We start from the raw sequence: 23,713 nt of genomic DNA, 5'->3' as shown, positions 1-23,713 counted from the left end.
TAATGAAAAGACCGGACGATGACCGCATTCTCAGACTAGTGACCAATAAAGTCAATAGTCACTAATCAGGGGGAGAGACTTCTCAGGATCAGGGAGGCAAGCAGCACCGCCGCGGTGGGCGCGGTGTCAAGATTGTATTGCAGTTGCACCGGGTTGATGAAAGGACACATCACCATATAGACCGCCAGGGTCGCTTCATCCAGCGGGGTTTTGCGCTCGAACTCACCCGCCTGGCGCCCTTCGACAAGGATTTGCCCAATCAGCTGCTGCAGATGACCGGCATACTGTTCCGTTGAAGGCCATTTATCGCGCGCTGCGACAGCGGCGATGTCGTACAGTTTGCGATCCTCAAAAAACAGTTCACTGCCGGCCTCAGTCAGTGCCCGGAACAGGCGGCGAAGTTTCTCGCTGGCAGACGGCGCATCGGCGATAGCCGCGCTGACGGCCACCATGATCTTCTCCAGCCGGCTGGCGCAAATCGCCTCGCCAATCGCCTGCTTGGAGTCAAAGAATTTATAGATATAGGCTTTGGAAAAGCCTATCGCTTTGGCGAGATCGGTGACCGTCGTTTTCTCATAGCCATAGCGACTAAAGTGCGCCATGGCCGCGTCAAGAATCTGGTCCCGAACGCTGTGGTCATGGGGACCACGGCTTGCAGGGGGGGGGGTATTTTTCGTCATCCGTTTAGCTTAATGCGATCGCTATCGTTTGACAACGAGTGACGTTATTATGATTTGGTCACAATAACACCCCGGTTTGCGATCCGCTTCGCCGCGTCACGCCTGGGTGTTTATCGCGCCAGCGGGCAGACAACCCAGGCCTTGTAGCGTCATCTGCACTGCATGATCGAGCGGGGTGCACGGCTCCGCGCCGAGAAAATCAACCAGTTTATCGTTGCACAGGCGTACCGGCAGACGCCAGAGATAGTGCATCTCGACCATTTCGCGCAGGGTGGCGTTGAAGGGCGCCGCCAGCTTCACTAACCACCAGGGAAAAGACTTCACTGCCGCCCTGCCGCCATAGCGGGCGACCACCCGCTGGATCGCCTGATTCATTTCGCTGCCGTCCGGGTCCCAGTGGCCCTGCATATGAAAGCAAGAAAACGGCTCGAGCTCGCGCCTGCGGGCCAGCAGCGCGGCGATGGTGGCGGCGACATCGGGCAACCAGGCCCACTGATGCCCCACGCCGATCGCCCCCGGGTAGCGAATGATGCGAGGAAGCTGACCAGGTTTGACCAGCCCCTGAGAAAACCAGTTATTCCCGGCGTGCGGTCCAAAAAAATCCCCCGCCCGGACAATCAACGCCCGGCCGCCGCGCTGCACGTAATCCTTCAGCGCCAGCTCCATCTCCACCCGGATGGCGCCTTTGCGGGTCACCGGCTGTTGTGCGGCCTCTTCAGCAATCAGCGGAAACGCATCCGGTCCATAGTTATAGACCGTGCCGGGCAGGACAACTAACGCCCGCTGTTGTTCGGCGGCCTGCAGGGTGTTGTGCAGCATGGGCAGTACCTGCTGCCGCCAGTACCGGTATCCCGGCGGATTCACCGCATGGACGATCACGTCGCAACCGGCAGCCGCCGCCGCAACCTGGCCGCCATCCAGCGCGTCGCCGGCTATCCACTGCATGCCATCTGCGGGACCGCGAATCTGAGCGCCGCGCTTCAGCGCCCGAACCTGCCAGTTGTCCGCCACCAGCCGGCGAGCCACTTCCCCGCCGATACCCCCGCTTGCTCCCAGAATAAGTACTTTGCCGCTGCTGTTCATCCTCTTTCCCCGTTCGCTAATGGATGCTTGACAGCCTACCTGCGGCTCATATCAAATGAAATTGCATACCATTATCGAGCGGCTATACATTTTTGTATGAATACCTCTATTCCCTGGGAGTGGTACCGAACCTTTCTCGCCGTCCTGCAGGAAGGTTCCTTATCGGGCGCATCGCGTACCCTGAACATCACCCAGCCAACGGCGGGGCGCCATATTGCCGGGCTGGAGGCCGCACTCGGCCAGGCTTTATTTACCCGCTCGCAGACCGGCCTGCTGGCGACCGACGCGGCGCTGGCGCTGCGGGTGCACGCCGAGGCCATGGACAACACCGCCCGGGCGCTGGCACGCACCGCGGCTAACTTTAGTCGCGACAGAGCCGAGCTGCGTGGCGTAGTGCGGGTGGCCGCCAGCGAGGTGGTCGGCGCCGAGGTGCTGCCGCCGCTGGTTGCCCGGCTCAGGCAGGCGTGTCCGCATATCGTCATCGAACTGATGCTCTCCAATCGGTTTCAGGATCTGCTGCACCGGGAGGCGGATATCGCGGTGCGGATGGTCGCCCCGCAGCAGGAGCAGCTTATCGCCCGCCGTCTCGGCAGAATCGAGCTTGGGTTACATGCCACCGCCGCCTACCTGACGCGCCAGGGCCTGCCCGCAACCCTCGACGATCTGGCCTGCCACGCGCTGATTGGTTTCGATAGCGCCACCCCGCTCGTTCGCCGGGCCCTGCAGGCTTACCCCCGTTTTCAGCGCGAGGCCTTCGCGATGCGGACCGATAGCGACCTCGCCCAGTTGAGCCTGATCCGCGCCGGGGCGGGAATCGGCATCTGCCAGGTGCCCCTTGCGGATGGCATCATTCCCCTGCAGCGCGTGCTGGCGGCCGATTTTTCTCTGTCTCTTGACACCTGGCTGGTGATGCATGAGGACCTGCGCCACAGTCCCGCCTGTAAGCGGGTATTTGATTTTCTCGCCCAGGAGTTGCAGGCGTATATCGCTGGCCCACTGGCAAGCTGATCCCCGGACGCATGTCCCCCCAGGGGAAATTAACGGGAGCGTGTCCCGCCTTACTTTGCCGCCAGCTCGCGGCGAACGATCTCGGCGCCGGCGCTCAGGGCATGCAGTTTACCGGTGGCAACATGGCGCGGCAGCGGCGCCATACCGCAGTTGGTGGACGGATAAAGTTTGTCGGCATCGACAAACGCCAGCGCTTTGCGCAGGGTTCCAGCCACCTCTTCCGGCGTTTCAATAGCATGGCTGGCAACATCGATCGCCCCGACCATCACCTTTTTACCGCGGATCAGTTCCAACAGGTCCATCGGCACCCGCGAGTTGTGGCACTCGAGAGAGATAATATCGAGGGACGATTTCTGCAGCTGCGGGAACGCCTCCTCATACTGTCGCCACTCGGAGCCCAGCGTCTTTTTCCAGTCGGTATTCGCCTTGATGCCATAGCCGTAGCAGATATGCACCGCCGTCTCACACTTCAGCCCTTCGGTAGCGCGTTCCAACGCGGCGATCCCCCAGTCGTTGACCTCATCGAAGAAGACATTAAAGGCTGGCTCATCGAACTGAATAATATCGACCCCCGCAGCCTCTAACTCTTTCGCTTCCTGATTAAGGATTTTGGCAAATTCCCAGGCCAGCTTTTCCCGGCTTTTATAGTGGTTGTCATACAGCGTGTCGATCATGGTCATCGGGCCCGGAAGCGCCCATTTGATCGGCTGACTGGTGAGCTGGCGCAAATAGCGCGCGTCCTCGACGAAGACCGGTTTCTGGCGCTCCACGGCGCCCACCACGGTCGGGACGCTCGCCTCATAGCGATTACGAATTTTCACGATCTCGCGTTTGGCAAAATCAACCCCGCTGAGATGCTCAATAAAGGTAGTGACAAAGTGCTGACGCGTTTGCTCACCGTCGCTCACAATATCGATCCCGGCACGCAGCTGGTCGTCGAGCGATAAACGCAGCGCGTCACGCTTGCCAGCCAGTAATTCTTCGTTGGACAGTTTCCAGGGTGACCACAGCGTCTCTGGCTGCGCCAGCCAGGAGGGCTTCGGTAAACTGCCGGCGGTCGAAGTGGGAAGCCATTTTTTCATAATAAGGAACCTTCTGTTTTTAAATTAGCACAGCGCGAAATTAGCAGACCATTGCTCAAGCAACGTCTTGTGCGGGTTAATAAAATGCTGTTGGGTAAATTTACCCTGCTCTATCGCCAGCAGGCTGCGCTCTTCCCGGTCATAAACAATTTTGGTTAATGAATGATCCTCGTGATGAAGATTGGGCTGATAGTATTGACCTGCCGCGGAGTTGGCATTGTAAATTTCCGGGCGATATATTTTCTGAAACGTCTCCATCGTGCTGATGGTCGCGATCAGCTCCAGGCTGGTGTAATCGCTGAGCAGGTCGCCAGTAAAATAAAAGGCTAACGGCGCGACGCTGTTTTTTGGCATAAAATAGCGTACCTGCAGACCCATTTTGCTGAAATAGCGCTCGGTCAGCGAGACCCCCTCCTGGACATATTCAATGCCGAGAACCGGATGTTCATTGCCGTTGCGGCGATACACATCTTTACTGGAAACGCTCAGGCAAATCACCGGCGCCTTGCTGAAGTTGGCCCGCCAGGCGCTGGATTGCACAAAATCTTTAAAGATATTGCCATGCAACTCGCCAAAGTTTTCCGGTACGCTAAAGGTACTCTGGTCTTTGTTATGTTCCAGCAGCAGCACGCTAAAATCATAATCCCGCACATAGGAGGAGAAGTTATTGCCGACGATGCCGGCATGGCGCTCCCCGCTCTTTTTATCGACAATATGCGTTTGCAGGATCTCTATCACCGGGAAGCTGGCCTCCTGAGCAATATTCATCCCGACAGAAATAATATCCAGTTCGATCGCATAGCGATCGCCGCGGGGATTATCCCAGTGCGCCAGGGTATTAAACCGATTATTCATCATGATTAACGTATTGCGCAGATTTTCCTGACGGTTCTCCCCTCTGGCTAAATTGGCAAAGTTGGTGGTAATACGCGTATTTTCCGCAGGGTTATAATTTTCATCAAACCGGCTGCGGGTAATCGTATAGGTAAATTCGTTATTCATGGCGATAGTCCATCCTGGTGTCAGGCATAAAGCGAAATAGCGGAGTACTTTCCCAGGCGTGGCAAAGTCAGGCCTGGCGCGCTTCAAGCGATAAATGTTGTTGATTCGTTAATGAGTCTATTTTTGCCAGAGTCGGCGATGGAGGGAAAGCGACTTAAATTCATTGCAACATGAGCCATCCTCATGTTGGTCCGTTTACCGGCGATAGCAAAGGTGGGGAGCGGGCCTGCGTCATCGAACTACGATCGCCAGCGGCAATTTAGGCCGTGTCATGCCAATAATCATTTGTCCAGTGAATGTATGCCAGGGTACAATCTTTAACCACTCTAATACGTGCTTAGACGTCGCTGCCGTACCCATTTAGCTGGAGCTGTTGTCGTAAAGAATGATTGTTGATATCAGTATTATGTCGATGTGCATGGCCGTGCTGCTCATTATGAGCGTGCTGCTGAATTAAGATGCTTCTCCAATGACACAAGCTCTCATCTGACCTTCACATTCGCCAGGAAAAAAGGAGATTCAGAGGATTCGCGCCGCATGGGATTGTCCTGCCTGCCGCCGCCCTCTACTCTTTTGCTACTTGCTTATGGAGGAATCCCGATGAAAAAAGCGCTCACTGCTCTGTTCGCTATTACCGCGGTTGCCGCCGCCAGCGCCTTTGCAGCCGATAAAACCGATACCCAGTCCCCCGTCGTTGATAACGGAGCCCGTCCGCCGCTGGAGATGGGCCATGGCCCGCTGCCACCGTTCCCACCGCAGCTGCCGCCGCACAGACCGGTGCTGTTTTCAGCCACGGTAGCAACCGATACGCCAGCGGAAACCATTAACAAACTGACCACGCTGATCCCGGCCAGTCAGGCGAAACACTACGAAGTGCACGTTGAGGTGGTGCCGGTTGGTGATGGTGCCGACAAGCAATAGCCCTGTGCAGCTTACGCCTTAGCCCGCCAGCAATAAAAAAGCTGCCGCTTATCGCGGCAGCTTTTATGAACTTATTTACAGCAGAGCAGCAGAAAATTAGCTACGCACTTTCCGGTAGATAAACAGCACGACCAGCGCACCGATAACCGCTACCACGAAGCTGCCGAAATTAAAGCCATCGACCTTACCAAAACCAAACAGGGTACTGATCCAGCCGCCGACCACCGCACCGATGATCCCCAGAATAACCGTTACAATAAACCCGCCGCCGTCTTTCCCCGGCATAATCCACTTGGCTAAAATACCGGCAATAAGTCCAAAAATGATCCAGGAAAGAATACCCATGGTTAACCGTCCTCTTGTTACCTTTAAGCATTTAGTATTGAAAAGAGTAGCATATATAACGAGAGTGGATCGGTAATAATATATTTATTAGATAATTCCTTGCCGCGACGCGGCGGCTTGGGTGACAAAATCTCTCGACCTCACCAACCAGTTTCCGTTTATTCCCCTGAAAAAAGGGAGGCTATTCGCCTCCCGGTCACTGCTTATATTACTGCGGTGGTTAGCCGCGATGAACAGCATAATCGCGACTGTTCGTCGAAGATTTCGATTTGCCAGACCTGATGACGAGCGCCCACGTGCAGCGCTTTACAGACACCCCGCACCCGGCCTCCGCGAGCCGAACGAATGTGGTTGGCGTTAACCTCCAGCCCCACCACCTTCTGTTCGCCTTCGCTGCACAGATAACCCGCCACCGACCCCAGGGTCTCCGCCAGCACCACCGACGCCCCTCCGTGCAGCAGGCCAAACGGCTGCTGCGTACGGCCATCCACCGGCATCGTGGCCTCCAGCGTATCGTCGGTAAAGGTCTCAAAGCGAATATCCAACAGCCCTACCATGTTTCCCTCACCGAGCCGGTTGAGCTGCTCCAGCGTGGTCTGACGTTTCCAAATCATCCTATTATCTCCAGTAACGCCTGCAGCGGATGGCGAACGCCGCTGCCTTCAATGCGCTTCACCTGACTGCGGCAGGAGTATCCCGTCACCAGACAGCGGTTACGCGGCAGCCGCTGCATCGCCTGCTGCCAGGAGAGCGCGTAAATAGCCAGCGAATTGGCATGGTTTTTCACTTCATGGCCATAGGTCCCTGCCATCCCGCAGCACCCAACGCTGACGTTTTCCAGTTTCGCGCCAAAGTGGGCAAAAATAGCGGCCCACTGCTTGGTCGCCGCTGGCAGCGCGGTCACTTCCGTACAGTGACCGAACAGGTACCAGGGCTCTCCTCCCTGATCCGGACGGGCGTCTGTCGTCAGGGCCTTCGGCAACCACTCATGGACTAACAGCACCTGGAAATCGCCACGCTTCTCGCCGAGCGTTTGCTTGTACTCATCGCGGTAGCAGAGCACCAGCGCCGGATCGACGCCGACCAGCGGCATGCCCAACTGCGCCACGCGATTGAGGAAATCAGCCGTCTTCTGCGCGGTGCGCGCAAAGCGGGTAAGGAATCCTTTAATATGCTGCGCCTTACCGTTCGGCGAGAACGGCAGCAGCACCGGCTGATAGCCTAACGCTTCGACGAGGCGAATAAAGTCGGCCACTACCTGGGCGTCGTAATAGCTGGTGAACGGATCCTGCACCACCAGCACCATCTTCGCTTTCTGCTCGGCGCTCAGCGCTTCGAGCTGCTCCAGAGTCATGTTGGCAGAGCGGTGGCCGGCCATCTGCTGCTTCAGCGACGGCGCCGAGAGCAGCGGCAAATCAACCATCCCGATGTGCTTCTCCGACAGCTTTTTCAGCCACGGCTGGTTAATGAAAAAATTGAAGGTTTTCGGCGCCTGCGCCATCAGCGGCGCATAGGATTCGACCGACGCGACCAGATGATCGCGCACCGGACGCAGATAGCGGCTGTGGTACAGCTGCAGGAAACGAGAGCGAAACTCCGGAACATCAATTTTAATCGGGCACTGGGTCGAACAAGCTTTACAGGCCAGACAACCGGACATCGCCTCTTTGACCTCATGCGAAAAGTCATATTCGCCTTTGCGCGCATGCCAGCTGTTGCGCGTACGCGCCACCAGTGAGCGCAGGCTGACGCCCTGCTCCGGCAACGCTTTTTCCAGCTGGTTGGGATCGACGCCGCGGTCGGCCAGCAGACGTAGCCATTCACGGACCAGCGTCGCCCGCCCTTTCGGCGAGTGGATGCGCTGGTTGCTGACTTTCATCGACGGACACATCGGGCTCTTGACGTCAAAGTTGAAGCACAACCCGTTGCCATTACACTCCATCGCCCCGCGCCAGTTGCTGCGCACCGCGATGGGGATCTGCCGATCCCAGGTGCCGCGCTTCACCGCATCGACTTTCATCATCGGCGCATCAAGGCCTTCCGGAGGACAGATTTTCCCCGGATTCAGCCGATTATCCGGATCAAAGGCCGCTTTGATCTTTCTAAGTTCGCCGTACAGCACCTCGCCAAAGAACGCCGGGCTGTACTCCGCGCGGAACCCTTTGCCATGTTCGCCCCACAGCAGACCGCCATACTTCGCCGTCAACGCGACCACGTCATCGGAGATCTGCTTCATCAGCACCTCCTGCTGCGGATCGCACATATCCAGCGCCGGGCGCACGTGCAGCACTCCGGCATCCACGTGGCCAAACATGCCGTAGCTCAGGCCGTGGCTGTCGAGCAGCGCGCGGAACTCGACGATGTAATCCGCCAGATGTTCGGGCGGCACACAGGTGTCCTCGGCGAAAGGAATAGGCTTGGCGGCGCCTTTGGCATTGCCCAACAGGCCGACGGCCTTCTTGCGCATGGCGTAGATACGCTCCACGCCATCGAGATCGTGACAGACCTGCCAGCCGATAACGCCCGCCTCGCTGCCAGCCATCAGCTCATCCAGCCGCTGGCACAGAGTCGTAACCTGCTGGTCAATTAGCGTCGCGTCATCGCCGGCGAATTCGACGATATTGAGCCCGAGCATCTCTTTGTCTGGTACGTCGGTGATCAGTTCGCTTACCGAGTGCCAGACGATATCCTCGCGCGCCAGATTCAGTACCTTGGAGTCGACAGTCTCCACCGACAGCGCTTTCGCCTGCACCATAAAGGGCGCGTTACGCAGCGCAGAGTTAAAGGAGTCATATTTGACGTTGACCAGGCGGCGCACTTTCGGCAGGCGGGTGATATCCAGCCGCGCTTCGGTAATAAATGCCAGCGTGCCTTCCGAACCGGTTAAAATACGGGTCAGGTCGAACTCGCTCATCTCATCGTTAAAGACGTGTCGTAGATCGTATCCGGTGAGAAAGCGGTTAAGTTTGGGAAACTTATCAATGATCAGTTCACGCTGCGCCTTGCAGCGCTGATACACCGTGTTATAGATCCGGCCAATCGTCGATGGGGTGTTGCCCAGCGTCTCCGCTAGCGCCACCGGTACCGCCTGAGTATCGAGGATATCCCCGCCCATCAGTACCGCCCGCAGGCCAAGCACGTGATCCGACGTTTTGCCGTACACCAGCGATCCCTGTCCGGACGCGTCGGTGTTTATCATTCCGCCCAGCGTGGCGCGGTTGCTGGTGGAAAGCTCCGGGGAAAAAAAGTAGCCATAGGGCTTAAGAAACTGGTTCAGCTGATCTTTGATGACCCCGGCTTCAACGCGCACCCAGCCCTCTTCGGGGTTAATCTCGATGATGCGATTCATATAGCGGGACATATCGACAATAATCCCGCCGTTCAGCGCCTGGCCGTTAGTGCCGGTGCCGCCGCCGCGCGGGGTAAAGATCAGCGATTTAAAGCGTGGTTCCGCGGCGACGCGCGCCAGCAAGGCCACGTCCGCCGTAGAGCGCGGAAAAAGGACCGCATCCGGCAGCAGTTGATAGACGCTGTTGTCGGTAGCCATCGTCAGCCTGTCGGCATAGCTGGTGGCGGTATCGCCGGTAAAACCCTGTTGCTCCAGTACCTGCAAAAAATTCAGCACCAGCTGAACTACCCCTGGCGCCTGAGAAATTTGTGGGATCATCACACTTGACCCTGCCTGACTATGTTGTGTTTGAAAATATTGTGTTGGTGCTAACTAAACGTTTGCGTAGCGCATTCAACTTTTTATCACATTTTTTTCATATGCGCCCACGTGTTTTCTGTGCAAAATCAGCCCGGCAAAATTATTGATATTATTATCAGTACATGGATTTACGCGGCGCCAGCTTTTTGGCGCGACTGGAAAGGTAAAATTTCTCTATGATTAATCCCCATCAGCCTCGGGACATTCCGCAAATACTGCTGTCGGTGCTGTTCCTGGCCCTGATTATCATATCCTGCCTGTGGGTTGTGCAGCCGTTTATTCTGTCCTTCGCCTGGGCCGGTACGGTGGTGATCGCCACCTGGCCGGTGCTGCTGCGTCTGCAGCGCGTGCTGTTCGGCAAACGGATGCTGGCGGTGCTGGCGATGACCCTGCTGCTGTTTTTGCTATTCGTTATTCCTATTGCTCTGCTGGTCAACAGCCTGGTGGATAACAGCGTCCCGCTGATCAAACTCATCAGCAGTGGAAATGTGACGCTACCAGACTTCGCCTGGCTGAACAGCGTGCCGCTGGTCGGCGATAAGCTTTACTCCGCCTGGCACGGCCTGCTGGATATGGGCGGCTCGGCGATCATGGCCAAGGTTCGCCCGTATATCGGCACCACCACCAGCTGGTTTGTCGGGCAGGCGGCGCACATCGGCAAGCTGCTGGTCTACTGCGGCCTGATGCTGTTGTTCAGCGCGCTGCTCTACTGGCGCGGCGAGCAGGTGGCCTATGGTTTCCGCTACTTCGCCACGCGTCTCGCGGCCAAACGCGGCGACGCCGCAGTGCTGCTGGCCGGCCAGGCCGTGCGCGCCGTGGCGCTGGGCGTGGTGGTGACGGCCCTCACCCAGGCGGTGCTGGGCGGGATTGGCCTTGCCATCTCCGGCGTGCCCTACGCCGCCCTGTTGACCGTGGTGATGATCTTTACCTGTCTGGTCCAGCTCGGCCCTTTGCTGGTTCTGGTGCCGTCGATTATCTGGCTTTACTGGAGCGGGGACACCACCTGGGGCACCGTGCTGCTGGTGTGGAGCTGCGTGGTTGGCACCATGGACAACGTCATTCGTCCGGTGCTTATCCGCATGGGCGCCGACCTGCCGATGATCCTTATCCTCACCGGCGTCATTGGCGGCCTGATCGCCTTCGGCATGATCGGGTTGTTTATTGGCCCGGTGCTGCTGGCCGTCTCCTGGCGCCTATATGACGCCTGGGTGCATGAGGTGCCGCCGCCGCCGAAAGATCCTGACGTGGTCCTCGAAGAGCTCAGCGAACTTGAGGCCGGGCGTAAGTAATACCGTATCAGGCGGGGAGACCCGCCTGTTTCCCCCGTCAGGGAAATTGGTAAGCAAAATTTATTGATCACTGTTAAAACGCTGCCCTTGTACGCCACTTCCCTCCCTCTTTTCCGCCAGTCCTTCACAACAATTTAACTATTGAGAGGAATCTGATCGACGGCAAAGGCCCCGCTGCCTACTATTAGCTCACGGTTATAAATCAACATCTTGATTTATAAGCATGGAAATCCCCTGAGTGAAACAACGAATTGCTGTGTGTAGTCTTTGCCCATCTCCCACGATGGGCTTTTTTTTGTCCTGCGCATCACAACACCGGCCAGTCTGCCACTGGCAAAAAAAATCCCCGGCATCGCTGCCGGGGATCGGTGCTGTCAGGGCGAACTTATTTTTTCAGTTCCGCCAGACCTAACCAGGTTTGCACCACGGTATCCGGATTGAGGGACAGGCTATCAATCCCTTCCTCCATCAGCCAGGCGGCAAAGTCTTCGTGGTCAGACGGCCCCTGGCCGCAGATGCCGACGTATTTACCCTGTTTTTTCGCTGCGCGGATGGCCATCGACAGCAATGCCTTCACCGCGTCGTTGCGTTCATCGAACAGCTCAGAGACCACGCCGGAGTCGCGATCCAGACCGAGCGCCAGCTGGGTCATGTCGTTCGAACCGATGGAGAAGCCGTCGAAGTACTCGAGGAACTGCTCGGCCAGCAGCGCGTTCGACGGGATCTCGCACATCATGATGATCTTCAGCCCATTCTCACCACGCTTGAGCCCCTGACGCTCCAGCTCTTCGACCACCGCTTTCGCCTGGGCGACGGTACGCACAAACGGGACCATCACTTCAACGTTGGTCAGCCCCATGTCGTTACGCACACGCTTCATCGCTTCACACTCCAGCGCGAAGCAGTCGCGGAAGCTGTCGGAAACATAGCGTCCGGCGCCGCGGAAGCCGAGCATCGGGTTCTCTTCTTCCGGCTCATAACGCTCGCCGCCCACCAGGTTGGCGTACTCATTCGATTTGAAGTCCGACAAACGCACAATCACCCGTTTCGGGTAGAAGGCGGCGCCAAGGGTAGCGATCCCTTCGGTCAGGCGGCCAACGTAGAACTCTCTCGGCGAATCGTAGCCTTTCATCAGCTCGCGGATTTCGTTCTGCAGGCCCGGCTCCTGGTCGTCAAACTCCAGCAGCGCACGCGGGTGAACGCCAATCATGCGGTTGATGATGAATTCCAGACGCGCCAGGCCCACGCCTTCGTTCGGCAGGCAGGCAAAGTCAAACGCGCGATCGGGGTTGCCGACGTTCATCATCACCTTCAGCGGCAGATCCGGCATGTCGCCGACGCTGGAGCTCTTGACGCTGAAGTCCAACAGCTCGGCGTAGACATAGCCGGTGTCGCCTTCGGCGCACGAGACAGTGACATTCTGGTTCTCCTGAATGCGATCGGTGGCATCGCCGCAGCCGACCACCGCCGGGATCCCTAACTCACGGGCGATAATCGCCGCGTGGCAGGTACGCCCGCCGCGGTTGGTGACGATCGCCGAGGCTTTCTTCATGATCGGTTCCCAGTCCGGGTCGGTCATGTCGGTAACCAGCACGTCGCCTGGCTCAATGCGGTTCATCTCACTGATATCGTGAATAACTTTGACCGGGCCGGCGCCGATACGGTGGCCAATGGCGCGCCCTTCGGCGATGATCTGCCCCTGGGCGTGGAGGGTATAACGCTCCATCACCTGGCCGCGGGAACGCACGGTTTCCGGACGCGCCTGGACGATAAACAGCTTACCGGTATGGCCATCTTTCGCCCACTCGATATCCATCGGGCGACCGTAGTGCTTCTCGATCTGCACCGCCTGCTTCGCCAGCTCCTGTACCTCCTCGTTGGTTAACGAGAAGATGTCGCGCTGCGCCTGCGGCACATCTTCGATACGTACCTGCTTGCCGTGCTCCTGAGTCGGCGCGTATACCATGCGGATCTTTTTCGACCCCATGGTGCGGCGCACGATGGCCGGGCGGCCAGCGGCCAGCGTCGGTTTGTGGACGTAGAATTCGTCCGGGTTCACCGCGCCCTGCACTACCATCTCGCCGAGGCCCCACGCCGAGGTGATAAACACCACCTGGTCGAAGCCGGATTCGGTATCGATGGAGAACATGACCCCGGAGGAGGCCAGATCGGAGCGGACCATCCTCTGCACCCCGGCGGAAAGCGCCACGCCGCGGTGATCGTAACCCTGATGCACGCGATAGGAGATCGCGCGATCGTTAAACAATGAAGCAAACACATGCTTCACGGCAACGAGCACGGCATCAAAGCCCTGCACGTTGAGGAATGTCTCTTGCTGCCCGGCGAAGGAGGCGTCCGGCATATCTTCCGCAGTGGCGGAAGAACGCACGGCAAACGAGGCCTCGGCGTCATCAGCGGACAGCAGGTCATAAGCATCGCGAATCGCGTTTTCCAGTTCGCTCTGGAAGGGGGTATCGATGATCCACTGTCGGATCTGCGCGCCCGCTTTCGCTAATGCGGAAACGTCGTCAATGTCGGTTTCATCCAGCAGCGCATAGATGCGCTGGTTAACACCGCTTTGGTCGAGGAACTGATTAAAAGCATCAGCGGTGGTGGCAAACCCGTTAGGTACGGAAACACCCATACCGGACAGGTTCGTAATCATTTCACCAAGGGAGGCATTTTTGCCCCCAACTCTGTCTACATCATTCATGCCGAGTTGGTTATACCAAAGCACCAGCGGTGACGAGCCATTGTTGGACATCGAGACAATCCTTTTGTGATTTAATACCAGTGAAAAAAATTTCACGATCGACTGCAGGATTATCCTGACATATTTATGGAACTGAAAAAAACGGTGAATCGTTCAAGCAAATTATTTTTTCTTTTTTCGGACTGTTCCCGCGATATAGCTAACCTGATGATTTTTAGGAATTCTGCTGAAAAACGCTGGAAATAACGGCGATAATATGAAAATGAACCACCCTTTTCATAAAAAACAAAAATAGCGTTTCAATTTTAACAAGAGACAAATCAAACAGGGATATGCTTAAATTTAATATCCGCTTTCAGGCAATTAAACTCATTATACCGGATGGTCAAAATGGAAAGTGCTGTAGATCGCCACGTATTTTATATTTCTGACGGTACCGCTATTACGGCGGAGGTGCTGGGGCATGCCGTGATGTCGCAATTCCCGGTCGCCATCAGCAGTGTGACTCTGCCGTTTGTTGAAAACATTAGTCGTGCGCGGGCGGTAAAAGAGCAGATCGACGCCATCTTTCAGCAAACGGGGATTCGCCCGTTGGTGTTCTATTCCATCGTCATCCCGGAGATTCGCGACATTATTCTGCAAAGCGAAGGTTTTTGTCAGGACATCGTGCAGGCGCTGGTGGCCCCGCTGCAACAGGAGCTCAATCTCGACCCGACGCCGGTAGCGCACCGCACCCACGGCCTCAACCCCGGCAACCTGATTAAATATGATGCGCGTATCGCCGCCATCGATTACACCCTCGCCCACGATGATGGCATCTCTCTGCGCAACCTTGACCAGGCGCAGGTGATCCTCCTCGGTGTGTCGCGCTGCGGCAAAACACCCACCAGCCTGTATCTCGCCATGCAGTACGGTATTCGCGCCGCCAACTATCCGTTTATCGCCGACGATATGGACAATCTGGTACTGCCGGCATCGCTGAAACCCCTGCAGCATAAGATGTTCGGCCTGACCATCAACCCCGAACGGCTGGCAGCGATCCGCGAGGAGCGTCGGGAGAATAGCCGCTACGCCTCTCTGCGTCAGTGTCGGATGGAGGTGACCGAAGTGGAGGCCCTGTATCGCAAGAATAAAATCCCGTGCCTGAACAGTACCAATTATTCCGTTGAGGAAATTGCAACAAAAATCATGGACATTATGGGGCTGAATCGCAGAATGTACTAACACACTAGTACATTATTAAAAATTTGTTTATGCTATCACCCGTGGCCTATACAGGATCATGCCCTGCTCTTGCAATAAGCAGGGATTGGTTTATCGTGATGCGCATCACTTCCCGGCATTTTCGCCGCGGAAGAAACAGATTTTTGAGACCCCAATGAATAAAACAGACGAATTGCGTACCGCGCGCATTGAGAGCCTGGTAACGCCTGCGGAGCTGGCCCAGCGCCATCCGGTGACGGCCGACGTGGCTGCCCACGTCTCGGCCTCCCGCCGCCGAATTGAAAAAATCCTTAACGGCGAAGACCGCCGCCTGCTGGTGATTATCGGCCCCTGCTCCATTCACGATACCGACGCGGCGATGGAATATGCCCGCCGCTTGCAGACCATGCGCGAGCGCTACCAGCCGCAGCTGGAGATCGTGATGCGCACCTACTTTGAAAAACCGCGTACCGTGGTAGGCTGGAAAGGCTTAATTTCCGACCCGGATCTCAACGGCAGCTACCGGGTCAACCACGGGATTGAGCTGGCGCGGCGCCTGCTGCTGCAGGTTAATGAGCTGGGCGTGCCGACGGCCACCGAGTTTCTCGATATGGTGACCGGTCAGTTTATCGCCGATCTCATCAGTTGGGGGGCCATCGGCGCGCGCACCACCGAAAGCCAGATCCACCGCGAAATGGCCTCAGCGCTCTCCTGCCCGGTCGGATTTAAAAACGGCACCGATGGCAATACGCGCATCGCGGTGGACGCCATCCGCGCCTCCCGCGCCAGCCATATGTTCCTCTCCCCGGACAAGCAGGGACAGATGACGATTTACCAGACCAGCGGCAACCCGTACGGACATATCATTATGCGCGGCGGCAAACGGCCAAACTATCACGCCGAGGATATCGCAGCCGCCGGCGAGGCGCTGCGGGAGTTTGATTTGCCGGAGCAATTGGTGGTGGATTTCAGCCATGGTAACTGTCAGAAGCAGCACCGCCGCCAGCTGGAGGTGTGCGCCGATATCTGTCAGCAAATTCGCGCGGGCTCCACCGCTATCGCCGGGATTATGGCCGAAAGCTTCCTGCAGGAAGGCACCCAGAAAGTGGTCCCCGGCCAGCCGCTGGCCTGGGGCCAGTCGATCACCGACCCCTGCCTGAGCTGGGAAGACAGTGAAAGATTATTGAGCGAACTGGCCGCCGCCACCGCCACCCGTCTGTAACCGTTCCGCCCGCCGCGCCTGCGGTGGGCTTTGACGTTCCCGCCTTACCCTACCAAATCCGGTAACACGATAAATAACGCTTGCCGTTAAAAACAACATTATTGATAATGATTATCATTGTTGCTTTGATTTTTATTTTGAGAGCTATGACGCGTATGGATAACACTGCCACAGCTGAAAAACCAAAAGACAATGCCCCCTATCCCGTGGCGACGGATAGACAGATCAGCAGTCGGGTTCTGTTAGGCAGCGAAGGACGAGTAGTCATTGAACATGGCGGCCAGCGCTATCTGCTGCGCCAGACCCACGCCGGCAAGTTAATTCTGACCAAGTAAGCGCCCCGCTGAACGCGGGGCGAGGCAAGTTAGCTTGAGCAACTGACTTCCAGACGTTTCCCCCAGTCCGGAGGGCGGCGGACGTAGTCGTCCTCGCGATCGGTAAAAGGATCAGCCAGCGCGGCATGCAGGCGCTCCAGCTCGCCCATATCGCCCGCCTCAGCCTGCTCGATCGCCCGCTGCGCCAGCCAGTTACGTAATACCAGTGCCGGGTTGACGTCCTGCATCCGCTGCTGGCGCTGAGCGTCGTCCACCTGTTCATCACGCAGCCGTGCGCGATATCCAGCGAACCAGCTGTCAAAGGCTGCCCGGTCGATAAACTCGTCGCGCAGCGGTGAGGCGGCGCTGAGCTGTTCGCTGTGGCTCAGCAGGCGGAACGTCCGGGTATAGTCGCTCTTCTCGCGGATCATCAGGGCAAACAGTCCGTCCAGCAGGTCGTTATCCCCTTTCTGCTGGCTGAACAGGCCGAGCTTATCGCGCATCCGCTGGCCATAAGCGGTCAACAAGGCGTGCTGATACTCATCCAGCGCCGCGTTCAGTGACTCAGCGCTGATAAACGGCGACAGCGACTGGGCCAGACGCTGCAGATTCCACAGCCCCACTGCCGGCTGGTTTTCAAAACTGTAGCGCCCCTGATAGTCGGAGTGGTTGCAGATGAAGTCCGGCTGAAAATCGTCAAGGAAACCATACGGGCCGTAGTCGATGGTCAGACCGAGAATTGACATGTTGTCGGTATTCATCACCCCATGGGCAAAGCCCACGGTTTGCCAACTGGCGATAGTCTGCGCGGTGCGCGTGACAACGTCACGGAACCATAACAAATATTTGTCTGCCTCATCCTGCAACTGCGGCCAGTGGTGGCGAATGACATAGTCGGCCAGTTGCTGGACCTTCTGCGGCTCACGGCGATAGTAAAAATGTTCGAAATGGCCGAAGCGGACATGGCTCTCTGCCACCCGCATCAGCATCGCGCCAGACTCCACGCGTTCACGGTAGACCGGCGTATCGCTGGTCACCATCGCCAGGGCGCGCGTCGTCGGGATCCCCAGGGCGTGCATCGCCTCTGACGCCAGACTTTCCCGGATCGTCGAACGCAGCACGGCGCGGCCGTCCCCCATCCGTGAATAGGGCGTCAGGCCGGCACCTTTCAGATGCCAGTCGTAACGGCGGCCATCCGCCAGCTGCTGCTCGCCGAGCAGGATCCCGCGTCCGTCGCCCAGCTGGCCGGCCCAGGCGCCAAACTGATGGCCGCTGTAAACCTGCGCCAGCGGCGACATGCCCGGCAGCAGCGCTTCGCCGCCCCAGACGCCGGCCCCGCTTTCAGGCGCAAACAGGGCGTCGGGCACCTCCAGCTGCTGTGCCAGCGGGGCGTTGCGCCAGATGAGTCGGGCGTTATCCAGCGGCGTCGGTGACAGGGAAGTGTAAAAGTCCGGCAGTTCATCCCGCCAGTGGGTGGTAAAAGAAAGGGTCATGGTTCCTCCTCTCTCCAGTGTAGTGCCTGGAACCACGGATTAACACGGGCGGAGTGCAGGGTTATCGGCATAAAAAAGGGAAGCGTTCGCTTCCCTCTTACTTCTGAATGACGTCAGATTCGCCGCGCCTGCCAGAACTTTTTGTTCCAGTAGACGTTATCCAGCGAGGAACGGGTGACGCCCTGGCTGGTGGAGGCGTGAATAAACTGGTTATCGGTATCGTAGATGCCAACGTGCAGGCCGCTCTCCCCTGAGCCGGTTTTGAAAAACACCAGATCGCCGGGCAGCAGATCGCGCTTATCGATGCGGGTGCCGATTTCCGCCTGCTCGCGGGTTTCACGCGGCAGCTGGAGGGCAAATTTATCGCGAAACGTGCGCACCACGAAGCCGGAGCAGTCAACGCCGCGCGGCGTCATGCCGCCGTAGCGATACGGTGCGCCGCGCCAGCTGCGCAGCTGCTCGTTCAGATTCGCCACCACCGTAATGGAGTCAGCCAGCCGTGGATTCGGCGGCGGTGCCCGATGGCTGCTGCAGCCGGCTAAAATTAACGCCGCCGCCAACATGAACCAGAAGCGCATTTCAGATGATCCCTCTGTCCCTAGTCTCTTTATCGCAATAATTTAGCTTGTTTATCAATACAGTGACAAGATAACTGCGTGCTACTGTGACGCGATGAGCATAATATGACCGGCCACCTGCACACGCTGGAACGGGATCCCATAGGCAGCGGTTAAATTTTCCTCATTTAGCACCTCGGCGGTCGCTCCACAGGCGATGGCTTCGCCCTGGCAGAGCAGCCAGCTTTGTCCGGCATGGCGCAGGGTATGGTTGAGATCGTGGCTGCTCATCACCACGGCAATTCCCGCCGCGCTCAGCTCACGTAACAGCCGATCCAGCGCCGCCTGCTGGGCCACATCCAGACTGTTCATCGGTTCATCCAGCAGCAGCAGTTGACCCGCGGGATTACTCAAGGGATCAATCTGCAGGATCACTGCCGCCAGCCGCACGCGCTGCCACTCACCGCCCGAAAGCTGATTGACCTGACGGCCGAGCTTATTGTCCAGACCAAGCCGGGCCGCGATATCGCTCAGACGGGCGCTATCACCCTGCTGCTGCCTATGCAGCGCCAGGTAGTGCCATACCGGCATGGCGAACGGCGGGGTCTGCTGTTGGCACAAATACCCGCGACGGCGCGCCAGCTCGGTCGCCGGCCACTCATCAAGCAGCCGCCCGTTAAAATGAACCGTACCGGGACCGTCGGACAGTCCCGCCATGCGGGTCAGCAGCGTGCTCTTCCCTGCGCCGTTCGGCCCCACCAGGTGGACAATCTCCCCGGCGCGAAAAGCCGCGGAAAACGGGGCCAGGCGCCCCGCCGTCTCTACATCCTGTAGCTGCATCAGAAACGACATTATTGCGCCAGCGCTCCTTTAATCGCCGCCACCAGCTGCGGATCGTCCGGCGTCATATCCGGGGAGAAGCGCTGAATGACGTTGCCTTCGCGATCGACGAGGAATTTTTCGAAATTCCACAGAATGTCGTCCACATACAGCGGCGCCCGGCCTTTGCTGGCCATCCGCTCATAAAAACCGCTGCCCTCCGGGGCTACCGCTTTCGGCGCGGCGGCAATCAGTTTTTGATAGAGCGGCGCGCGATGTTCACCGTTGACGTCAATTTTGCTAAACAGCGGAAAGGTGACGCCATAGGTGGTGCTGCAGAAGGTCTTAATCTCTTCTTCACTGCCCGGCTCCTGACCGAGGAACTGGTTGCAGGGGAACCCCAGCACGCTAAAGCCCTCGCCGGCAAATTGCTTTTGCAGATCCTCGAGTTGCTCATACTGCGGCGTCAGGCCGCATTTCGAGGCCACATTGACGATCAACAGCACCTTGCCGGCAAAGGATGCCAGGGTGGTTTTCTCGCCATCAATGGTCGTCACTTCGGTATTCAGAATGTCATGTTGCATAGCCTGTCCTCAATGGATAAACCGGTTTCCGGTGAAGGTGATCCCTTTCTACTGTAGCGGATTCAGCGGCAGCCATTCTACTGCCAATCCCCCCGAGTTGTCGCATGATGTAACAGCGCTTCGCTGGCCGCCGGCAACATGAAATCCTCTCAATTGGGCCGTCGACCATTTCCGTGTACAGTGTTCCATGAATGTAATATGGTTTTGTTACTTGTTAATTTAAGAGAGTTTTAGTGATGAAGAAGTTGTTTAGTCTGGCGTTAATCGCCGCCTCCGTCGCCCTGCTGAGCGCCTGCTCCCCGGATGAAGATAATAAAGTAAAAGTCGCTATCAATACCGGGCCGGACGAAGCCATCTGGAAAGTGGTGGAGCAGGTGGCGAAGGATAAATATCACCTCGACGTCGAAGTGGTCTCCTTCAATGATTACGTGCTGCCCAACGAAGCGCTGAACAACAAAGATGTGGATGCCAACGCCTTCCAGACCCTGCCTTATCTTGAGGCGCAGTCGAAAGAGCGCGGCTATAAATTTGCGGTAGTCGGTAAAACCTTTGTCTTCCCTATCGCCGCCTATTCTCACCGGATTAAAAATATCAGCGAACTGCCCGAAGGGGCGACGGTGACCATCTCTAATGAAACCACCACCCTGGGACGCAGCCTGCTGCTGCTCCAGGCGCAGGGATTACTCAAGCTGAAACCGGGCGTCGGCTATTTACCCACCACGCTGGATATCATCGACAACCCGAAACAGCTGAAAATTGTTGAAGTGGATACCCCGCAGCTGACCCGTACCCTTGATGATCCGAACGTCAGCCTGTCGATCATTAACACCAACTTTTCCGCCCAGGCGGGCCTGTCGGCCGCCCGCGACGGTCTGTTTATGGAGGGGCCGGATTCCCCTTACGTGAATGCGATAGTCGCCCGCGAGGATAATAAGGACAGCAAGAAAATTCAGGAGCTGAAAGCCGCCTTCCAGACCAGCGAAGTCGCGGAAAAAGCGAAGGAAGTCTACAAAGGCGACGCGATCAAAGGCTGGTAAGCCTGAACCGGCGCCGTTCCTGTCGACGGCGCCGCGCTATCATCGCCCCCGCGAACGCAGCAGCAACCAGATAAAGACCGGCGCGCCCAGGGTCGCCGTCACCACGCCAATCGGCAGCTCTGCGGCAGAAAGCGCCAACCGGGCAATAATATCCGCCCCCAGTAAAGCGCTTGCCCCGGCCAGCATACAGGCCGGGAGTAACACCCGGTGATCGCTCAAGCCGCATAGCCGCAGAATATGCGGGATCACCAGGCCGATAAAGCCAATCGCCCCCGCCAGCGCCACGCTAACGCCGACCATCCAGCCGGTCGCCACCACCAGTAATTTGCGCCACAGCCACAGCGGCAGCCCGAGCTGACGAGCAGAGATCTCGCCCAACGCCAGTAAATTCAGGGGTTGCGACTGCAGACAGACCCAGCAGAGCACCGGCAGGAGGGCTATCATCAGCCACAGCTGCTGCCAGTCGACGCCGCCAAACCCGCCCATCATCCAGTACATCAGCTGACGCAGGTCAAAAGAGGTGGAGAAGTAGACTGCCCAGGTCATCAGGGCGCTGCAGATGATCCCCAGCGCCACCCCCGCCAACAGCAGACGGCTGGTGGAGAGATGGCGGCGGGCAAAACGCAGCAGAATAAAAGTGATTAGCAGCGCGCCAAGGATGGCGCACAGGCCGAGCGCCCAGCCGGGCAGGACTCCTTTGCCCAGCAGAACGGCGGCAATCAGCCCGACACCCGCGCCGTTAGAGACCCCCAGCAGACCCGGCTCTGCCAGCGGATTTTCAAACAACGCCTGCATAATCGCCCCGGAGAGCGCCAGCGCCGCCCCCACCAGCAGTACCGCCAGGGTTCGCGGCAGGCGGATCTGCCAGATAAATAGCTGACCTTTGGCGCTCAGCCATTCCCCAGGCGGGATCCATTGATCCCCCGCGCACAGGCTGATCAGCAGCGTGACCAGCAGCAACAGCGTTAATCCGAAGAGCCAGCGCCGGCTGCGGCGCTGTTGAAGATGGGCGAGAGTCAGCATAGATTCCATTACGCAGTGGAAACAAGAGGCTGATTTTACGGTGGGTGTCGCGGTGAGAAAAGGAAAACCTCGCGCCCGTTCGTCGACGCGGAGGAAAATCTCCTCCGCATCTGCGATGGTTCGTCACACCAGGATCTGAAACAGCAGCGCAAAGAGAATGATATTCGCCACCACGATTGCCCAACCGTTATAGAGCATATATTTCAGATGAGTAGACTGCGCCAGCCCCATCTGGCCGAACATATCTGATGAGGGAAACGGCCCGAACCAGTCCACCTGGGATGAGGCCAGCAGCACCGCGGTGGTCCCCTGGGGCGGCACGCCGGCGGCCATCAGCATCGGGCCAAAGATTTTATGAGTAAAGGTCATCTGGGCCACCGCCGCACCAGGCACATGGCCGATAATATTGAACGCGAAGATGCTAAAGCACAGCCAGGCCGGGGAGATCCCCTCAAGCAGCGGTTGGGTATACTCCAGCAGCCCCTGATAGGCGTGCAGACCATCCATCAGCTCAAGGATCGGGTTATACAGCCAGTAGAGAATAAACATCCACACCAGACGGCCGCAGCCATGATACAGCGCCTGAAGGATCTGCGTCGGACGCAGGCCGCCTACCAGGCCGGTCATCAGGGCCACCAGCAGCATCACAATTATCGCGAAGCTGAAGCCGGCTTTAATCACTACGCCAACGATCGCCATTACGATGATGGTCGCCGCGAAGGCCAGCGCGCTTAATTTACGCCGACGCTGCTGCGCGGCGCTGAGATCGTCTTTTGGCTTCTCCGAAAGATCGACGTCATAGCGCAGTTTGCCTTCGGTCATCTTCTGGATCCGCCCCGCCATTACCCAGCCGGCCAGCAGCGTCACCGCACTCATCGGCAGACCAACGTACAGCAGATAATCCGGATAGCTCAACCCGCCGAGGCTGAGGATCGTCACGGTGCTGGGGGTGAAAGGCCCGGTAAACAGCCCAACGGAACCGGCGGTCATCATCAGCGCGGCGACCGTCGGCGGCGTTAAGCGCACCGCTGCCGCTACCGGAATGATCACGGCCACGATAATGGCGTTACCACCGGCCATGGTACCCAGCGAACCACAAATTAAAATCGATGACACCACAATGCCGAATTTCACCCGCGTCTGGCTCGACAGCCCAATACGATGGACCACAAATCTCACCAGCTCAACCGCTGCGCCGGTGCGGGTGGCCACTTCCCCCACGCCGGCGCCAAGCATAATGATAAGCCCAACGGTGGCAATAAATGACCCGGTGGATTTCGCCAGCATCGTGCCCATTTCCGGCAGGCCGGTCGAGGTCATTATCATGGCGATAATAATCGACGAGATCACCGCCAGCACAATATCAACGCCGATCAGCGATAATATCGCTAGCGCCACCAGCGGCGTAAATCCCAGCAGGCCAAGCTCGCTGCCCGGACGACCGTGGCACCACAGCGCGATCAACACGAACAGTAGCAATAACAGACCAATAAAAACGTTTTTCCGCGTGATATTTCGTCTGACAGGCGCATTGCCTGTGAGCGTTGAGTCACTCATAACACTCCTTAATGCCAATCAATCTGACCGTAAGGGTCAGGTGGTGTATTGGGCCTGCTCAGAAAATATCCT

Annotated in this window: 22 protein-coding genes and 1 other RNA gene; 9 read left to right on the top strand and 14 right to left on the bottom strand. The window is 57.7% G+C overall.

Going from position 1 to position 23,713, the window contains the following annotated elements; genetic code table 11:
• Positions 1-65 precede the first annotated feature (65 nt).
• A complete protein-coding gene (locus LGL98_RS10210; protein WP_015958592.1) occupies positions 66-602 on the bottom strand; it encodes a TetR/AcrR family transcriptional regulator in 537 nt (178 codons plus the stop codon).
• 174 nt (positions 603-776) lie between these two features.
• Positions 777-1,763 (bottom strand): NAD(P)H-binding protein, encoded by a 987-nt coding sequence (locus LGL98_RS10205; protein ID WP_136032345.1) that lies wholly within the window; start codon positions 1,761-1,763, stop codon positions 777-779.
• A 96-nt stretch (positions 1,764-1,859) separates the two neighbouring features.
• On the opposite strand from LGL98_RS10205, the gene LGL98_RS10200 reads away from it, so the two are divergent.
• Entirely contained in the window at positions 1,860-2,771 is a 912-nt protein-coding gene (locus LGL98_RS10200; RefSeq protein WP_023282719.1) for a LysR family transcriptional regulator, read from the top strand.
• 50 nt (positions 2,772-2,821) lie between these two features.
• Here LGL98_RS10200 and LGL98_RS10195 read toward each other — a convergent pair whose 3' ends face one another.
• Positions 2,822-3,853: a methionine synthase gene (locus LGL98_RS10195; protein ID WP_136032343.1), complete on the bottom strand. Its 1,032-nt coding sequence runs from the start codon at positions 3,851-3,853 to the stop codon at positions 2,822-2,824.
• Between the two features lie 24 nt (positions 3,854-3,877).
• Positions 3,878-4,855 carry a DUF1852 domain-containing protein gene (locus tag LGL98_RS10190; RefSeq protein ID WP_136032341.1) on the bottom strand — a complete coding sequence of 326 codons (978 nt, stop codon included), beginning with the start codon at positions 4,853-4,855 and terminating at the stop codon, positions 3,878-3,880.
• A 600-nt stretch (positions 4,856-5,455) separates the two neighbouring features.
• Here LGL98_RS10190 and LGL98_RS10185 point away from each other — a divergent pair.
• Positions 5,456-5,776: a hypothetical protein gene (locus LGL98_RS10185; RefSeq protein ID WP_136032339.1), complete on the top strand. Its 321-nt coding sequence runs from the start codon at positions 5,456-5,458 to the stop codon at positions 5,774-5,776.
• 96 nt (positions 5,777-5,872) lie between these two features.
• Here LGL98_RS10185 and LGL98_RS10180 read toward each other — a convergent pair whose 3' ends face one another.
• From LGL98_RS10180 to ydiJ, 3 genes are all read right to left on the bottom strand, one after another.
• Positions 5,873-6,121, bottom strand: a complete 249-nt coding sequence (locus LGL98_RS10180; RefSeq protein ID WP_002909014.1) for a GlsB/YeaQ/YmgE family stress response membrane protein — start codon at positions 6,119-6,121, stop codon at positions 5,873-5,875.
• Between the two features lie 203 nt (positions 6,122-6,324).
• A complete protein-coding gene (gene menI / locus LGL98_RS10175; RefSeq protein ID WP_136032338.1) occupies positions 6,325-6,735 on the bottom strand; it encodes a 1,4-dihydroxy-2-naphthoyl-CoA hydrolase in 411 nt (136 codons plus the stop codon).
• Positions 6,732-9,788 (bottom strand): D-2-hydroxyglutarate dehydrogenase YdiJ, encoded by a 3,057-nt coding sequence (gene ydiJ / locus LGL98_RS10170; protein WP_136032853.1) that lies wholly within the window; start codon positions 9,786-9,788, stop codon positions 6,732-6,734. Before ydiJ ends, menI begins: the two co-directional genes overlap by 4 nt.
• 218 nt (positions 9,789-10,006) lie before the next feature.
• Here ydiJ and ydiK point away from each other — a divergent pair, with 218 nt between their 5' ends.
• The gene (gene ydiK / locus LGL98_RS10165) at positions 10,007-11,119 is read left to right on the top strand and encodes an AI-2E family transporter YdiK (RefSeq protein WP_004203114.1); all 1,113 of its coding nucleotides are present in this window, start codon (positions 10,007-10,009) and stop codon (positions 11,117-11,119) included.
• A 191-nt stretch (positions 11,120-11,310) separates the two neighbouring features.
• Positions 11,311-11,418: antisense sRNA RprA (rprA, locus tag LGL98_RS10160), an RNA gene on the top strand.
• Between the two features lie 86 nt (positions 11,419-11,504).
• Here rprA and ppsA read toward each other — a convergent pair.
• Positions 11,505-13,883, bottom strand: a complete 2,379-nt coding sequence (ppsA, locus tag LGL98_RS10155) for a phosphoenolpyruvate synthase (protein ID WP_136032336.1) — start codon at positions 13,881-13,883, stop codon at positions 11,505-11,507.
• Positions 13,884-13,958: 75 nt separating this feature from the next.
• On the opposite strand from ppsA, the gene LGL98_RS10150 reads away from it, so the two are divergent.
• The 4 genes from LGL98_RS10150 (at position 13,959) to hemP (ending at position 16,592) form a co-directional block, all read left to right on the top strand.
• Positions 13,959-14,078: a hypothetical protein gene (locus LGL98_RS10150; protein ID WP_042929239.1), complete on the top strand. Its 120-nt coding sequence runs from the start codon at positions 13,959-13,961 to the stop codon at positions 14,076-14,078.
• A gap of 144 nt (positions 14,079-14,222) precedes the next feature.
• Positions 14,223-15,056 carry a posphoenolpyruvate synthetase regulatory kinase/phosphorylase PpsR gene (gene ppsR, locus LGL98_RS10145; RefSeq protein ID WP_136032334.1) on the top strand — a complete coding sequence of 278 codons (834 nt, stop codon included), beginning with the start codon at positions 14,223-14,225 and terminating at the stop codon, positions 15,054-15,056.
• A 154-nt stretch (positions 15,057-15,210) separates the two neighbouring features.
• Positions 15,211-16,257 (top strand): 3-deoxy-7-phosphoheptulonate synthase AroH, encoded by a 1,047-nt coding sequence (gene aroH / locus LGL98_RS10140; RefSeq protein WP_025712048.1) that lies wholly within the window; start codon positions 15,211-15,213, stop codon positions 16,255-16,257.
• Between the two features lie 155 nt (positions 16,258-16,412).
• Positions 16,413-16,592, top strand: a complete 180-nt coding sequence (gene hemP / locus LGL98_RS10135; protein ID WP_023290103.1) for a hemin uptake protein HemP — start codon at positions 16,413-16,415, stop codon at positions 16,590-16,592.
• A 29-nt stretch (positions 16,593-16,621) separates the two neighbouring features.
• Here hemP and selO read toward each other — a convergent pair whose 3' ends face one another.
• From selO to LGL98_RS10115, 4 genes are all read right to left on the bottom strand, one after another.
• Positions 16,622-18,064: a protein adenylyltransferase SelO gene (selO, locus tag LGL98_RS10130; protein ID WP_136032332.1), complete on the bottom strand. Its 1,443-nt coding sequence runs from the start codon at positions 18,062-18,064 to the stop codon at positions 16,622-16,624.
• Positions 18,065-18,177: 113 nt separating this feature from the next.
• Positions 18,178-18,642, bottom strand: coding sequence for an NlpC/P60 family protein (locus tag LGL98_RS10125; RefSeq protein ID WP_002909082.1), 465 nt, complete (start codon positions 18,640-18,642; stop codon positions 18,178-18,180).
• A gap of 81 nt (positions 18,643-18,723) precedes the next feature.
• The gene (gene btuD, locus LGL98_RS10120) at positions 18,724-19,473 is read right to left on the bottom strand and encodes a vitamin B12 ABC transporter ATP-binding protein BtuD (RefSeq protein ID WP_136032330.1); all 750 of its coding nucleotides are present in this window, start codon (positions 19,471-19,473) and stop codon (positions 18,724-18,726) included.
• Complete coding sequence (locus LGL98_RS10115) at positions 19,473-20,024, bottom strand: glutathione peroxidase (protein ID WP_136032328.1); 552 nt, start codon at positions 20,022-20,024, stop codon at positions 19,473-19,475. Before LGL98_RS10115 ends, btuD begins: the two co-directional genes overlap by 1 nt.
• Positions 20,025-20,260: 236 nt before the next feature.
• Between LGL98_RS10115 and LGL98_RS10110 the strand changes: the two genes are divergently transcribed.
• On the top strand, positions 20,261-21,061 hold the full coding sequence (locus tag LGL98_RS10110; protein WP_004203125.1) for a MetQ/NlpA family ABC transporter substrate-binding protein: 801 nt from the start codon (positions 20,261-20,263) through the stop codon (positions 21,059-21,061).
• Between the two features lie 39 nt (positions 21,062-21,100).
• On the opposite strand, the gene btuC is transcribed toward LGL98_RS10110, so the two are convergent.
• A complete protein-coding gene (btuC, locus tag LGL98_RS10105) occupies positions 21,101-22,084 on the bottom strand; it encodes a vitamin B12 ABC transporter permease BtuC (protein ID WP_136032326.1) in 984 nt (327 codons plus the stop codon).
• Between the two features lie 123 nt (positions 22,085-22,207).
• A complete protein-coding gene (locus LGL98_RS10100) occupies positions 22,208-23,641 on the bottom strand; it encodes a gluconate:proton symporter (RefSeq protein WP_136032324.1) in 1,434 nt (477 codons plus the stop codon).
• Positions 23,642-23,713: the final 72 nt, after the last annotated feature.

This window comes from Klebsiella africana (assembly GCF_020526085.1).
GTDB classification, from domain to species: Bacteria; Pseudomonadota; Gammaproteobacteria; order Enterobacterales; family Enterobacteriaceae; genus Klebsiella; species Klebsiella africana.
This window is presented reverse-complemented; position numbering and strand designations above follow the sequence as displayed.

Coding starts and splice junctions, on each gene's coding strand:
- LGL98_RS10100 (WP_136032324.1), bottom strand. CDS start 23,641: ATGAGTGACTCAACGCTCACAGGCAATGCGCCTGTCAGACGAAATATC.
- aroH (WP_025712048.1), top strand. CDS start 15,211: ATGAATAAAACAGACGAATTGCGTACCGCGCGCATTGAGAGCCTGGTA.
- selO (WP_136032332.1), bottom strand. CDS start 18,064: ATGACCCTTTCTTTTACCACCCACTGGCGGGATGAACTGCCGGACTTT.
- LGL98_RS10150 (WP_042929239.1), top strand. CDS start 13,959: ATGGAACTGAAAAAAACGGTGAATCGTTCAAGCAAATTATTTTTTCTT.
- LGL98_RS10205 (WP_136032345.1), bottom strand. CDS start 1,763: ATGAACAGCAGCGGCAAAGTACTTATTCTGGGAGCAAGCGGGGGTATC.
- menI (WP_136032338.1), bottom strand. CDS start 6,735: ATGATTTGGAAACGTCAGACCACGCTGGAGCAGCTCAACCGGCTCGGT.
- ppsR (WP_136032334.1), top strand. CDS start 14,223: ATGGAAAGTGCTGTAGATCGCCACGTATTTTATATTTCTGACGGTACC.
- LGL98_RS10200 (WP_023282719.1), top strand. CDS start 1,860: ATGAATACCTCTATTCCCTGGGAGTGGTACCGAACCTTTCTCGCCGTC.
- btuD (WP_136032330.1), bottom strand. CDS start 19,473: ATGTCGTTTCTGATGCAGCTACAGGATGTAGAGACGGCGGGGCGCCTG.
- ydiJ (WP_136032853.1), bottom strand. CDS start 9,788: ATGATCCCACAAATTTCTCAGGCGCCAGGGGTAGTTCAGCTGGTGCTG.
- LGL98_RS10110 (WP_004203125.1), top strand. CDS start 20,261: ATGAAGAAGTTGTTTAGTCTGGCGTTAATCGCCGCCTCCGTCGCCCTG.
- ydiK (WP_004203114.1), top strand. CDS start 10,007: ATGATTAATCCCCATCAGCCTCGGGACATTCCGCAAATACTGCTGTCG.
- hemP (WP_023290103.1), top strand. CDS start 16,413: ATGGATAACACTGCCACAGCTGAAAAACCAAAAGACAATGCCCCCTAT.
- LGL98_RS10190 (WP_136032341.1), bottom strand. CDS start 4,855: ATGAATAACGAATTTACCTATACGATTACCCGCAGCCGGTTTGATGAA.
- btuC (WP_136032326.1), bottom strand. CDS start 22,084: ATGCTGACTCTCGCCCATCTTCAACAGCGCCGCAGCCGGCGCTGGCTC.
- ppsA (WP_136032336.1), bottom strand. CDS start 13,883: ATGTCCAACAATGGCTCGTCACCGCTGGTGCTTTGGTATAACCAACTC.
- LGL98_RS10125 (WP_002909082.1), bottom strand. CDS start 18,642: ATGCGCTTCTGGTTCATGTTGGCGGCGGCGTTAATTTTAGCCGGCTGC.
- LGL98_RS10180 (WP_002909014.1), bottom strand. CDS start 6,121: ATGGGTATTCTTTCCTGGATCATTTTTGGACTTATTGCCGGTATTTTA.
- LGL98_RS10115 (WP_136032328.1), bottom strand. CDS start 20,024: ATGCAACATGACATTCTGAATACCGAAGTGACGACCATTGATGGCGAG.
- LGL98_RS10195 (WP_136032343.1), bottom strand. CDS start 3,853: ATGAAAAAATGGCTTCCCACTTCGACCGCCGGCAGTTTACCGAAGCCC.
- LGL98_RS10210 (WP_015958592.1), bottom strand. CDS start 602: ATGGCGCACTTTAGTCGCTATGGCTATGAGAAAACGACGGTCACCGAT.
- LGL98_RS10185 (WP_136032339.1), top strand. CDS start 5,456: ATGAAAAAAGCGCTCACTGCTCTGTTCGCTATTACCGCGGTTGCCGCC.